Below are 12,943 nucleotides of genomic sequence, written 5' to 3'. Positions count from 1 at the left end.
GCCGGGCCCGTTTTGTCAGGGGTCGATGACACTGCGCTCACATCGCCGAACGTGGGACGTTTTCCTGGAGATCAGCCCACGTACACCGCGTTAGGGCCCTCGCGCTCGAGGTAGTGGCCCTTCGTGTGCTCGGCGAAACCGAACTGCCGGTACAGCCCGTGCGCGTCAACGGTGTGGAGCATCCAGCGGAAGTCGGCACCCGGCCCGTTGTCGATCATTTCCCGGACGATCTCCTTGCCGAGACCGCTGCCGCGCGCGGAGTCGACGACGAACACGTCGGCGAGGTATGCGGCCGAAACGCCGTCCGAGAAGGCCCGCGCGAACCCGACCATCGAGCCGCCACGGTAAGCACCCACGACCCGCCACGAGCCGTCGATGGCCGCCTCGACCTGCTCGCGCGTACGCCAGCGGCCCCAGTAGGCCTCGGTGGAGAGGAACTTCCACACCACGTCGAGGTCCACCCGCGTCTGATCGTCGTCCAGCTCGTAGTCACCGAAGGTCCGCACGATCCCAAGCTAGCCAGCCGGTCAACGCGGTTTCAGCAGGTAGTCGACCACGGGACGCAGTTCCTCCGCCGACGGCGGCTCGTCGTCGATCAGGCCCTGGATCAGCAGCCCGTCGATGCCCGCGAGGAACACCCGGAACGCCACTTCGTCGTCGTGCCGGACCATCGACGTCAGGACGTCGAGCCAGCGGCGCGCGGCCGGGCGCAGCTCCGGCTTCCGCGCGGCCAGCAGGTACAGCTCGTACTCCGCCATCGTGCGCCCGCGCCGCGGCCCCAGCGCCTCGGCGAGCAGGACGGCGACCTCCTCGGCGCCACGGGAACCGCGTGACCGCGCCCGGTCGATCATCCAGTAGACCTCGGTCGCCATGTCGCGGGCGCAGGAGATGAGCGTCGCGATCAGGAGGTCGTCCAGCGACGAGAAGTGGTAGGTCGTGGACGTCGTCGGGACGCCGGCCTCGGCCGCGACGGTCCGGTGCGTCACGCCCGCGACGCCGTCGCGTTCGATGACCCGCAGCGTCGCCGCGATGAGCTCGGTGCGCCGCTTGTCTCCTCGGGCCTTCCGGCCGTCCACTTGCAGCTTCACCATAGGGTGAAACTACCTGAACGATCGTCCCGAAACAAAGAGCGACGTACACCACATCGGTGGGACTTAAGGCCACTCAACGGGTTACTCATCAGTAAGGAAGGTTAGTCTCCCGGCACCACCACAGCTTGATCACTGCAGCATCCGGACGAAAGGCACCCGAACGATGGGCGCTCTGCAACTGACGTTGGGCGGGATCTCCGTCCTGCTCGGCGTCGTCGCCTGGGGAATGTTCGCCGCGACGATCGCGCGCTTCGTGCGCGTCATCCGTCTCGGGCAGCCCGACTCGACGCGCAACGGGCCGTTCGCGGCGCGCATGAAGACGCTGATCAAGGAATTCGCCGCGCACACGCGGATGAACCGCAAGCGCAGCGTCGGGCCCGCCCACTGGCTGGTGATGTGGGGCTTCCTGCTCGGCTCGCTCGCCCTGTTCGAGGCCTACGGCGAGGTCTTCGTCCCGACCTGGGGCTGGCCGATCCTCGACGACTTCCCGCCGTTCCAGCTGCTCATGGAGCTGCTCGGGGTGGGCACGATCGTCGGCATCCTGGTGCTGATGGCGATCCGGCAGCGCAACCACCCGCGCCGCGCCGACCGCCAGTCGCGCTTCCAGGGCTCCAACTTCAAGTGGGCGTACTTCATCGAGGCCGTCGTGCTCATCGAGGGCATCGGCATCCTCGGCGTCCGCGCCGCGAAGGCCGCGCTGGGCGCACACGAGACGCCGACCTGGGCCGCCTTCGTTTCGAACCCGGTCGGCGAGCTGCTGCCGGCCAGCCCGAACCTGGTCACGGTGTTCGCGTTCGTCAAGCTGATGAGCGCCACGGTCTGGCTGATCGTCGTCGCGCGCACGATGACCATGGGCATCGCGTGGCACCGCTTCAGCGCCTTCTTCAACATCTACTTCAAGCGCGAGGCCAACGGCGGCGTCGCGCTCGGCGCGCTCAAGCCGATGATGAGCGGCGGCAAGGTCCTCGACCTCGAGGAAGCCGACCCGGACGAGGACACCTTCGGCGTCGGCAAGATCGAGGACTTCAGCTGGAAGGGCTGGCTGGACTTCTCGACGTGCACCGAGTGCGGCCGCTGCCAGGAGCAGTGCCCCGCGTGGAACACCGGCAAGCCGCTGTCGCCGAAGCTGGTCATCACGCAGCTGCGTGACCACGCCTACGCGAAGGCGCCGTACCTGCTGGCCGGCGGCAAGCGGGACATGGCGGGCGACGAGGTCGGCCTGTCCGGCGACAACATGTACGCGGGCATCGACGTCCTGGCGATCGCTGAGTCCCAGAAGGCGCTGATCGGCGATGACGGCGGCGTCATCGACCCTGACGTCCTGTGGTCCTGCACGAGCTGCGGCGCCTGCGTCGAGCAGTGCCCGGTCGACATCGAGCACGTCGACCACATCGTCGACATGCGCCGCTACCAGGTGATGATCGAGTCGTCGTTCCCCAGCGAGCTGAACGGCATGTTCAAGAACCTGGAGAACAAGGGCAACCCGTGGGGCCAGAACGCCAAGGACCGGCTGGCCTGGACCGAGGACCTCGACTTCGAGGTCCCGGTCTTCGACGGCGACCTCGGTGACGCCGAGTACCTGTTCTGGGTCGGCTGCGCCGGCGCGTTCGAGGACCGCGCGAAGAAGACGACGCGCGCCGTCGCGGAGCTGCTGCACATGGCGGACGTCAAGTACACCGTGCTCGGCTCGGAGGAGTCCTGCACCGGTGACCCGGCCCGCCGCGCCGGCAACGAGTTCCTGTTCCAGATGCTCGCCCAGCAGAACGTCGAGGTGCTGAACTCGGTGTTCGAGGGCCGGGAGCGCAAGGCCCGCAAGGTCGTCGTGACCTGCGCGCACTGCTTCAACACCCTCGCCAACGAGTACCCGGAGCTGGGCGGCCAGTTCGACGTCGTGCACCACACGCAGCTGCTGAACCGCCTGGTTCGCGAGAAGCAGCTGGTGCCGGTGGCGCCGGTCGCCGAGGACGTCACCTACCACGACCCGTGCTACCTCGGCCGCCACAACAAGGTGTACGAGGCGCCGCGCGAGCTGGTCGGCGCGACGGGTGCGCGGCTGCGCGAGATGCCACGGCACGGCGACAAGTCGATGTGCTGCGGCGCCGGCGGCGCGCGGATGTGGATGGAAGAGAAGATCGGCAAGCGGATCAACGTCGAGCGCGTCGACGAGGCGCTCGGCACCGCACCGTCGAAGATCGCCACCGGCTGCCCGTTCTGCAAGGTGATGTTGAACGACGGCCTCACGGCGCGCCAGGCCGACGGCAGCGCGAGCGAGAAGGTCGAGATCGTCGACGTCGCGCAGATGCTGCTGGAAGCGGTCAAGCGCAAGCCGGAACCGAAGCCGATCGCACTCGGAGCGCCGTCACTCGCGGAGGAGTGACACATTTCTCGAGAACGCACGGCCCCGGTCAGGACTTCCTGGCCGGGGCCGTTTTCGTGATCGGGAAGATTGGTGCTCTCGTAGCCATTCCACTACCCGTTGTCACAACTTTATCCTGTCCTTCAGGCTCGCTAGCTGGGACTTCGTGAAAGTAATCGTTTTCTTGAAAAATGTTCATGATAATCACCGAAATGGCCCATCAGGTTGAAGAGAAACGACAGCCTGAACCCTGGACAAGCGGCGTATCCTGGCCTTTCCTCGCCGCCGCCGTTGCCAGCGAGGGCACCTTTGACGATCACAGAAACAGGGGGCGGCACGGATGGCCGAGGACCGGCGGAGCACGACGACCGGGCGGCACGCACTTCGCACCTTCCCCGACGACCTCGACGACCGGCTCCCCGTGCCGGACCCCGAAGATCCGGTTCCCACTCAGCGGACATTGGTCCGCCCGTACGTCCTCACGCGCGGCCGGACGCAGTCGCGGCGGCACCTCGCGATCGAAGCCCTCGTGTCGACGCGGGCGGGCGCGCACTGGAACGGCGCGCGGCTGACCGGCGAGTTCCGCTCGGTGCGCACCCTCTGCCACCAGCCACGTTCGGTCGCCGAGGTCGCGGCCACGCTCAGCGTGCCGCTCGGCGTCGTCCGGGTGCTGCTGGACGACATGGCCGAGCAGGGCCTGGTCACCATCCACGACAGCCGCGTCAACTCCGACGGCCGCCCGGCGGTGGCGCTGATGGAGCGCGTTCTGCACGGCCTGCGGCGCCTCTGACCATTACGCTCACTCAGGTGAGCGAGGAAAATTCCGGCGGCGAAAGCACCCTGACCGTCCTGCTCGCCGGCGGGGTGAACCTGGCGATCGCCATCATGAAGCTGATCGCGGGGATCATCAGCGGCTCCGGCGCGATGCTGTCCGAAGCGGCGCACTCGGTCGCCGACACGATCACCGAGGTCCTGCTGCTGACGGCGTTGAAACGCTCGGCGCGCCCGGCCGACCGCGTCCACCCCTTCGGCTACGGCAAGGAACGCTACTTCTGGTCGCTGCTCGCCGCCGTCTCGATCTTCGCCTCGGGCGCGATGTTCGCGCTCTACGAAGGCGTGTCGACCGTGCTGGGCCACGGCGAAGCGCAGAGCACGTCGGTGCTCAGCTACATCGTCCTGGCCGTGGCGTTCCTGCTCGAAAGCACGTCGTGGGTCCAGGCGGTGCGCCAGGTCGTCCGGGAGTCGAAGGCCGAGAACCGCTCGCTGTGGACCTACCTCCGGCTGATCGACGACCCGACGCCGAAGACCGTGCTGTTCGAGGACTCGGCCGCGCTGGTCGGCCTGCTGCTCGCGTTCGGCGGCATCGGGCTGCACCAGCTCACCGGCTCGGAGGTCTGGGACGGCGTCGCGTCGATCGCCATCGGCCTGCTGCTCGCCTGCGTCGCGTACCTGCTCGGCCGGACCAACCGCGGCCTGCTCGTGGGGCGCCAGGCCGACCCGCAGCTGGTCCGCGGCATCCGCGACCACCTCTCCGCCGCACCGGAAATCGAGGCCGTGGTGGACCTGCAGACCATGCTGATGGGCACCGACCAGGTCCTGGTCTGCACCCGCGTCGACTTCGACGACTCGCTCGGCGCCGCGGACCTCGAACGCGCTTGCGTCCGGCTCGCCGGCGAGCTGGCCGAGACGTTCCACGACGTCACCGAGGTGTTCATCGAACCGGTGCCGCGGTCCGACCCGGACCTGCGGGCGACGGTGCTGGCCCGCTACGGCGACATCGCCGAGCGGTGGAGCAAGAGCCCGTGACTCAGTAGCCGAAGTCCTGGACCCAGTACCAGCCCGCCGTCGTGAGGCCGACGCCGAGCTTGGTCAGCGAGCAGTTGAGGATGTTCGCGCGGTGGCCCTCGGAGTTCATCCACGCGTCCATGACCTGCTCCGCGGACGTCTGCCCCTTCGCGATGTTCTCCGCGCCCGGCTTCGAGTAGCCGGCGCTCTTGATGCGCTGGTCGAACGTGGTGCCGTCGGGGCTGGTGTGGGAAAAGAAGTTCCCGGCCGACATCTGGTCGCTGTAGTCCTGCGCGGCCTTCGTGAGGTGCGGTTCCTCGGCCAGCGGCGCACAGCCGGCCTTCGCCCGTTCGTCGTTGACCCGCGCGATGACCTGGGCGGTGACCGAGGGTGCGACGCGCGCCGCGGCCTTGGTGGTCGGCGGCGGAGCTTCGGACGTCGTCGGCCGCGGGGCCTCGGAGGTCTCGGTCGGGGCCGGCGCCGCGCTGGAGGTCGTCGGGGCCGGGGCCGAGGTCGTCGGCACGGCGGGAGGCTTGCCGGTAGTGGTCTGGACCTGACCGCCGGAGAGGTCGGTGCCGCTGGTGCCACCGGCCCCGGCGGGGGCGTTCGGCAGCACCAGGGCCGCGGCGCCGAGCTCGGCGGTGTTTCCTTCCGCGGTGGCCATCCAGGTGCCGGCCGCGGCGGAAAAAACGCCGAGCAGCACACTGAGTGACACCATCACCACGCGAGCACGTTCACCAATGGGGGACACGGCGCAGGAACGTATCACGGAACGATTAAGGCGAGAACCCTGCGAACGCACTGGTCACATTTTCGGGCCCGCGTTTTTCGGTGACAGGTACGAATTTCGCGGCAATCGGCCGCTTGCGCGTTACTCCGTTCAGCCGATTCGCACGACGAAAGTCGCGTCGCCGGACGCGGTCACCGGACGGCCGTTCGGGTCCTGCGCGGTGACGGTTGCCTTGCCCGTGAAGCCTTCCTTGCCCGCGATCGTCGTGCAGGTATAGGTGGTTTCCGCGTCCACGGCCAGGTCAGGCCCGGTGTGCGCGCACGCCGGCGTGTGGTCGTCCACGACGGACAGCGCGGTGAGCGGCACATCGCCGGTGTTCTTCACCAGGATCGAAAACGTGACGATCTCGCCTTCGCGTACTTCGTACGGCGTCGCGTCCTTCATGAGTGCGATCTCGGGGTGGATGACGTCGACTTTCGCGTCATCGGCCGATTGCACCGGGCGACCGGTCGGGTCGATTCCGGTCACCTTCGCGGCTTCCGCGAAGTCGTCGTCCGGTGCTTTTCGAGTACAGGTGTACGTCTTCTCCACGGCCGTCGCCAGGCTGTCGAACTTCTTCGCGCAGGCTTGTTCGTCCATAATGGACACCTCGTTCAGCGGGACGTCGCCGGTGTTGCGCACGACCACCGTGAAGGTGACTTCGTCGCCCGGACGCACCGTCTTGGGCGGGGCGCCCACCGTGAGCTGCACGGCCGGGTGAATGACGTCGATCTTGTCGGCGTCCGTGGTTTCGAGCGGGGGGCCCACGGGCGCGGTCGCCGTGGCCTTGGCGGTGCTGACGACGTCGTCGGCCGGGGCGGTCATCGCGCAGCCGATCCTTTGCGCGCCACCGGCTTCCAGCTTGTCGAAGGTCTTCGCGCAGGCCGGTCCGCCGGTGACCTCGACGGTGGTCAGCGGACCGTCGCCGGTGTTGGTCACGGTGATCGTGGACGTCACGGTGTCGCCGGGCCGGAACGGTCCGCCGTGGACCTCCTGGACGACCGCGAGTCCGGGGTGCAGCACGGTGTAGGACGCGTCGTCGGTCGCGCTGACCTGGCGGTTCGTCGGATCGGTGCCAGTCGCGGTCGCCGAGCTCACGAAATTGTCGGTGCCGGCGTTTACCTTGCAGGAGTGGCGCTGCCGGGCGCCGGGAAGGAGGGTGCCGATGAGGTGAGCGCACGCCGGAGTGCGACTGTCCACAACGGACACGTCGGTCAGTGGGACATCGCCGGTGTTCGCGACGACGAGGGTGAACGTCACTGCGTCGCCGGGCCGGACCTGCGTGGGCGTGGCGTCGTTCGTGATGGTGACCGCCGGGTGGATGACGTCGACCGGTACCTCGGCGGTGGCTGTCACCGGACGGCTCGTGGCGTCCGTACCGGTCACCTTCGCGGTGGCGGTGAAGTCGGCTTCGCCGGCGACTTCGGTGCAGCTGTAGGTCTGCTTCGCCTGGGGTTCGAGCGTGCCCAGGGAGCGGGTGCAGCCCGGGGCCGGCTGATCGGCGACGGAAACGTCTCGCAGCACGCTGTCACCGGTGTTCACGACGGTGATGGCTGACGTCACGGTGTCGCCTGCGCGGACGACCTTCGGGTCGGCGGTCCTGGTGATCGCGACGGCCGGGTGGATCACGTCCACGGTGGCGCCTGCGGAGGCGGTGACATCCGGCCCGACCGGCGCGGTGGCGGTGACTCGCACGGTGCGGGTGAAGTCGTCGGCCGGGGCTGTGGTGGTGCAGCCGAAGTCGCGGGTGCCTCCGGGCTCGAGCGCGCCGTCGATCGTCTGGGCGCAGCCCGTGACACGTGTGGCTTGCGTGTCCGTCACGCGGATTCCGGTCAGCGGCACGTCGCCGGTGTTGCGCACGGTGATCCGGAAGGGCACGGCGTCGCCCGCGCGGAACGGACCGCCGACGACGTCCGCGGTGATCGCGACCGCGGGGTGCTGCACGGCGAACGCGGCTTCGGCGGCCGCCTCGACCGGGCGGCCGGTCGGGTCGGTGCCGGTCACCGCCGGCTTGTTCGTGAAGCCGGTGGCGCGCGCGACGGTCGTGCAGGTGTAGGCCTGCTCCGACTGCGGCTGGAGCGTGCCGAGCGGCTTCGCGCACGCGGCGACCTGGTCGTCCGCGACCGTGACGCCGGTGAGCGGCACGTCGCCGGTGTTGGCGGCGGTGATCGTCCAGGTCACCGTGTCGCCTTCGCGGACCTGGGCGGGTGCGGCCCGGACGGCCAGCGCGACGGCGGGGTGGATGACGTCGACCACGGCGTCGTCGGTGACCTTGACCGTGCGGCCGAGCTGGTCCTTGCCGGTCGCGGTGGCCGTGGTGGCGAAGTCGTCGGCCGGTGCGGGCGCGGTGCACGTGTACGTCTGCCTGCCCTGCGCCTGCTTGCCTTGTGGAGGCAGCGCGCCGATCGCCTTGGCGCAGGCCGGAGTGTGGTCGTCGGTGACGGCGACTTCGGTCAGCGGCGCGTCGCCGGCGTTGGCGACGGTGATCGTGAAGGTGATCGGATCGCCGGCGCGCGCGACGGCGGGGGCGGCGTCCTTCGTGAGGGTCAGTGCCGGGGTGATCACCGTGACGGTGGCCGTCGCGGTGGCGGTCACGGGCCGGCCGCTCAGGTCGGTGCCGGTGGCGGTGACCTGGGACGTCGTGGTCCGGGACGGGTTCGCCGTGCACGTGTAGGTCTGCGTCGCGCCCGCGGCCAGGCCGGCGAAGGTGCGCGAGCACGACGTCGTCGTGTCGTCGGTGACCTTGACCGGCGCGAGCGGGCTGTCGCCGGTGTTGCGCACGGCGACCGTCCAGGTGACGGTGTCGCCGGCGTGGACCACCGGGTGGTCCGCGGTCGTGGTGACCTCGACGGCGGGTGCGATCGTCGGCGCGGGTGCGTCGGCGGTGACCGTGACCTGCTTGCCGAGCTCGTCGCGGCCCGCGGCGGCCGCCGTGTTGACGCCGTCGGCGATCGGCGCCTTCGCCGTGCACTCCCACGTGCGGCTTTCGCCAGCAGCGAGGGTTTCGGACGGCGATCGCGTGCACGACGGCGTCTTCGGGTCGGTCACCTGGATGTCGCTGAGCCCGGTGTCGCCGGTGTTCGTGGCGGTGATCGTGAAGGTGGCGGTATCGCCGGTGCGGTAGGCGGGCCGGTCGGCCGTCTTCGTGAGGCCGAGGGCCGGGTGCAGGACGTCGACGCGGGCGGCGGCCACGCCGTCGAGGGCGTCGCCGAGTGCGCTCGTGCCGGTCGCCTTCACGGTGTTCGTGAAGTCATCGGCCGGCGCGGTTCCGGTGCAGGTGTAGCTGACCGTCCGGCCCGGGTCGAGCGTGCCGAGCGGCTTCGCGCAGTCCGGGACGATCTCGGCGGCGACCCGCACATCGGACGCCGGGACGCTGCCCGGGTTGGTCACGACGACGGTGAACGCGACCGGCTCACCGGCGTGCGTCTTCGGCTGGTCCGCGCGCACGGCGATCCGGAGGTCGGGCACCGGCACCGAGAACGCGAGGTTCTGCGCGAGGTAGGCGTCACCGCTGGTCACGAAGCCGAGCCTGGTGCTCGTCGCGCCGGCGGCGATGCTGTCGATGTTGAACGCCTTGGCGTCGACGCTGAAGTTGTTCTTCACACCGGGAGCGGCGGCGTTGTCGGCGTTCGCGACGAAGAAGTTCGACGTGCCGCCGGTCGAGGGCTCGGCCGCCGGCGAGCCGTCGACCAGGAACTGGTCGCCGGACGCACCCCAGTCGCCGTCGTACGCGGTGACGCCGAGGTGCGCGTCGGCGGCCGCGGCGCGGAAGCCGGTGATCGCCGTTTCGGTGGCCGGGGCGCCGGCGGTCTGCCGGACGTGCCCGTCGTAGACGACCACTTTGCGCTTGTCCGGCGCGTAATCCGCGTTGCGCTCCGGGTAGGCGTAGACGAGCGCGACCGACCAGCCGCCGACGCAGCCGAAACCCTTGGGGGTCCAGACGTTGCCGAGCGTCAGGTCGAGCGCGGTCCCGGTCGAGGCGCTCGCGAACTGGCCGGTCACGTCGGCGTGGGCCGAGTAGTAACCGGCGTCTTCGGCATACCCCTCGGGCGCCAGGTCGACGGGTTTCGCGCTGCCCACGGAAAGCCGGACCTGCTGCGTGGCCGGCGTTCCGGGCGGAAGGGCCACGGGGACGGTCTTGCCGGAATCGCAGGTCGTCGTGTTGCCCGCCCAGTTCAAGCGGGCGAAGACGATCTTCGCGCCGGGCGGGACGCTGACCGACGCGCCGGCCGAGTCGAAGGTGCCGGCGTCGGCGTCGATGTCGGCCCACTGCATGAAGAAGTCGTCGTTCGCCATGGTGTCTTTGCGGTCCGCGGTGTTCGCGCACGCCGCCGGGGTGGCGACCGGCCCGGCGGTCGGCGCGCCGTCCGCGGCGACCGGGCAGCGCAGGACGCCGTTGCCCGCGTAGAGGAAGTCGCCGTAGACCACGGCGTCGTAGCCGACCTTGAAGGACCCGGCGGCGGCCGCGCCCGCCGCCGGCACAAAAGCCGAGGCCAGGAAGACCAATGCCAGAACGAGAATCGGGCGAAGCGGTCTTTCGGGCAACGGCACTCCTCGCCACCTCCGGGGCCGAGACGACCTTGGGAGCGTGACACGAGAGCCGGTCTCGCGCCTTCAAACTCACTCGTTCGTGGAACCGGTCAGCTTCGCCGTCGATTCGTGGGTGAGGGCGGCGGCCGCCTCGACGAACCCGATGATCGTGCGCAGTTCGCCGTCGGTGTAGCGGTCGCAGAGCTCGTACATGCGCTTGACGAGGTGGTCCCACAGGTGCACCCCGCTCGCGATGGCGTGGGAATCCAGGGAGATGAGGATCTTGCGCCGGTCGTCCGGGTGCGGTTCGCGGTTGACGATGCCCTTGCTCTCCAGCCGGTCGATCATCGCCGTCACCGACGCGGGCGCGAGCCCGGAGTGCCGCGCGAGTTCCTTCGGCGTCTGCGGCCCGAACCGCGCGACGTAGTCCAGGACCTTGCTCTCCACCGCCGACAGGCCCCGGGTCTCGGAGATCGCGGTGTGGAACATGACCGTCTCCGTCGACAGCTCCCGCGACCTGAGCAGGACTTCTTCGACGAGTTTCGTGCGCTCGCTTGACACGGCGACCAGCCTAGCCCACTCTTTAGTTCGACAGAACGAATTACTTTCTAAGACTTTCGAGGGGTCGAACGACATGACACGGGCACTGATCATCGGGGGCGGCATCGCGGGCACGATCACGGCCATCGCCCTGCACGAAGCCGGACACGAGCCAGTGGTCTTCGAGGCTTACGACCGCAGCTCCGAGGGCGTCGGCGCGTTCCTGACGCTGGCGATCAACGGCCTGGACGGGCTGAGCCAGCTGGGCCTCAAGGACGTGGTCCGTAGCGTCGGCTTCGACTCGCCGCGGATGTCGATCGGGCTCGGCAACGGCACCCGGCTCGCCGAATTCCCCCTCGGCGGCACCCTCCCGGACGGCACGGTGAGCCAGACCGTGCTGCGCTCCGACCTCTACGTCGCGTTGCGCGACGAAGCAGTGCGACGCGGCATCCGCGTCGAATACGGCAAGCGCCTGACCAGCGCGAGCCAGACGAAGACGCACGTCAGCGCGGACTTCGCGGACGGTTCGCACGCGGAGGGCGACCTGCTGATCGGCGCCGACGGCCTCCGCTCCCGGGTCCGGACGATCATCGACCCGGACGCGCCGTCACCGCGGTACGTCCCGCTGCTGAACACCGGCGGGTTCGCCGAAGGCCTCGACCTGCCCGACGAGCCGGGTGTGCTGAACATGGTGTTCGGCAAGCGCGTGTTCTTCTGCCACGTCGTCAGCCCGGACGGCCGCGTCTGGTGGTTCGCGAACCCGGCCCGCAAGACCGAGCCGACCGCGTCCGAACTGGCGACGCTCGCCGGGGAGAAGCTGCGGGCCGAGCTGCTGGACCTGGTCGCGCGCGACCGGACACCGGCGACGGAGGTCATCCGCGCGACCCGCGAGATCTACCCGGCCTGGCCGACGTACGACTTCCCGACGGTCCCGGTCTGGCACCGCGGCCGCATGGTGATCATCGGCGACGCCGCCCACGCGACGTCACCGGCGGCGGGCCAGGGCGCCTCGATGGCCATCGAGGACGCGGTCACGCTGGGCAAATGCCTGCGCGACGTGGCCGGCGTCGAGCCCGCGCTGGCGAAGTACGAAAGCCTCCGGCGCGAGCGCGTGGAGGCCGTCGTGGCGGCCGGCAAGCGCAACGGCGACGACAAGGTGATCGGCCCGGTCGGGCGGGTCATCCGCGACTTCTTCATCAAGAAGGCGTTTTCGAAGACGGGCGGCGAAGACCCGAACGCCTTCATGTGGAACCACCGCATCGACTGGGACGAGAAGATCGCCGCTTAGCGCCAGGTGTCGACGCGGTGGAAGTTCTTGTACGCCCGGCTCGGGGTCGGGCCGCGCTGCCCCTGGTAGCGGGACCCGGCCTCGCTCGAGCCGTACGGGTGCTCGGCCGAGCTGGAGAGCCGGAAGATGCACAGCTGGCCGATCTTCATGCCCGGCCAGAGCGTGATCGGCAGGTTCGCGACGTTCGACAGCTCGAGGGTGATGTGCCCGGAGAACCCGGGGTCGATGAACCCGGCGGTCGAATGCGTGAGCAGCCCGAGGCGCCCGAGCGACGACTTGCCCTCGAGGCGGCCGGCCAGGTCGTCGGCCAGGGCGACGAGCTCGAACGTCGAGCCGAGCACGAACTCGCCGGGGTGCAGCACGAAGGGCTCGTCGCCCTCCTTCTCGACCAGCGAGGTCAGCTCGTCCTGCTGCAGCTGCGGGTCGATGTGGGTGTACTTGCTGTTGTCGAAGACGCGGAAGAACCGGTCGAGCCGGACGTCGATGCTGGACGGCTGGACCATGCCGGCATCGAAGGGGTCGATGCCGAGCCGGCCGGCGTCGAGCTCTTTGCGGAGGTCACGGTCACTGAGCAGCACGCCCGA

Annotated in this window: 10 protein-coding genes; 4 read left to right on the top strand and 6 right to left on the bottom strand. The window is 69.5% G+C overall.

Features of this window, described 5'->3' with window-relative positions; all coding sequences use genetic code 11:
• Positions 1 to 71: 71 nt before the first annotated feature.
• The gene (locus CF165_RS03510; RefSeq protein WP_093945949.1) at positions 72 to 506 is read right to left on the bottom strand and encodes a GNAT family N-acetyltransferase; all 435 of its coding nucleotides are present in this window, start codon (positions 504 to 506) and stop codon (positions 72 to 74) included.
• 21 nt (positions 507 to 527) lie between these two features.
• Positions 528 to 1,088: a TetR/AcrR family transcriptional regulator gene (locus tag CF165_RS03505; RefSeq protein ID WP_167441340.1), complete on the bottom strand. Its 561-nt coding sequence runs from the start codon at positions 1,086 to 1,088 to the stop codon at positions 528 to 530.
• A gap of 166 nt (positions 1,089 to 1,254) precedes the next feature.
• Here CF165_RS03505 and CF165_RS03500 point away from each other — a divergent pair, with 166 nt between their 5' ends.
• From CF165_RS03500 to CF165_RS03490, 3 genes are all read left to right on the top strand, one after another.
• Positions 1,255 to 3,468 carry a (Fe-S)-binding protein gene (locus tag CF165_RS03500; RefSeq protein WP_093945947.1) on the top strand — a complete coding sequence of 738 codons (2,214 nt, stop codon included), beginning with the start codon at positions 1,255 to 1,257 and terminating at the stop codon, positions 3,466 to 3,468.
• Between the two features lie 319 nt (positions 3,469 to 3,787).
• Positions 3,788 to 4,237: a DUF742 domain-containing protein gene (locus CF165_RS03495; RefSeq protein ID WP_093945946.1), complete on the top strand. Its 450-nt coding sequence runs from the start codon at positions 3,788 to 3,790 to the stop codon at positions 4,235 to 4,237.
• A 17-nt stretch (positions 4,238 to 4,254) separates the two neighbouring features.
• Positions 4,255 to 5,253, top strand: a complete 999-nt coding sequence (locus tag CF165_RS03490) for a cation diffusion facilitator family transporter (RefSeq protein ID WP_093945945.1) — start codon at positions 4,255 to 4,257, stop codon at positions 5,251 to 5,253.
• 1 nt (position 5,254) lies between these two features.
• On the opposite strand, the gene CF165_RS03485 is transcribed toward CF165_RS03490, so the two are convergent.
• The 3 genes from CF165_RS03485 to CF165_RS03475 form a co-directional block, all read right to left on the bottom strand.
• Positions 5,255 to 5,956 (bottom strand): CAP domain-containing protein, encoded by a 702-nt coding sequence (locus CF165_RS03485; RefSeq protein WP_093945944.1) that lies wholly within the window; start codon positions 5,954 to 5,956, stop codon positions 5,255 to 5,257.
• A 156-nt stretch (positions 5,957 to 6,112) separates the two neighbouring features.
• Complete coding sequence (locus CF165_RS03480) at positions 6,113 to 10,552, bottom strand: CLIPPER-2 domain-containing protein (protein ID WP_240521436.1); 4,440 nt, start codon at positions 10,550 to 10,552, stop codon at positions 6,113 to 6,115.
• Positions 10,553 to 10,621: 69 nt separating this feature from the next.
• Positions 10,622 to 11,092, bottom strand: a complete 471-nt coding sequence (locus tag CF165_RS03475; RefSeq protein WP_093945943.1) for a MarR family winged helix-turn-helix transcriptional regulator — start codon at positions 11,090 to 11,092, stop codon at positions 10,622 to 10,624.
• A 73-nt stretch (positions 11,093 to 11,165) separates the two neighbouring features.
• Here CF165_RS03475 and CF165_RS03470 point away from each other — a divergent pair, with 73 nt between their 5' ends.
• On the top strand, positions 11,166 to 12,359 hold the full coding sequence (locus CF165_RS03470) for an FAD-dependent oxidoreductase (protein WP_093945942.1): 1,194 nt from the start codon (positions 11,166 to 11,168) through the stop codon (positions 12,357 to 12,359).
• Here CF165_RS03470 and dcd read toward each other — a convergent pair.
• Positions 12,356 to 12,937, bottom strand: a complete 582-nt coding sequence (dcd, locus tag CF165_RS03465) for a dCTP deaminase (protein WP_093945941.1) — start codon at positions 12,935 to 12,937, stop codon at positions 12,356 to 12,358. The two genes, CF165_RS03470 and dcd, sit on opposite strands and share 4 nt — an antisense overlap.
• Between the last annotated feature and the right edge of the window lie 6 nt (positions 12,938 to 12,943).

The organism is Amycolatopsis vastitatis, assembly GCF_002234595.1.
GTDB lineage: Bacteria > Actinomycetota > Actinomycetes > Mycobacteriales > Pseudonocardiaceae > Amycolatopsis > Amycolatopsis vastitatis.
Note: the sequence above shows the minus strand (reverse complement) of the source record. Positions and strands in the feature narration are given on the sequence as shown.

Coding starts and splice junctions, on each gene's coding strand:
- CF165_RS03500 (WP_093945947.1), top strand. CDS start 1,255: ATGGGCGCTCTGCAACTGACGTTGGGCGGGATCTCCGTCCTGCTCGGC.
- CF165_RS03495 (WP_093945946.1), top strand. CDS start 3,788: ATGGCCGAGGACCGGCGGAGCACGACGACCGGGCGGCACGCACTTCGC.
- CF165_RS03470 (WP_093945942.1), top strand. CDS start 11,166: ATGACACGGGCACTGATCATCGGGGGCGGCATCGCGGGCACGATCACG.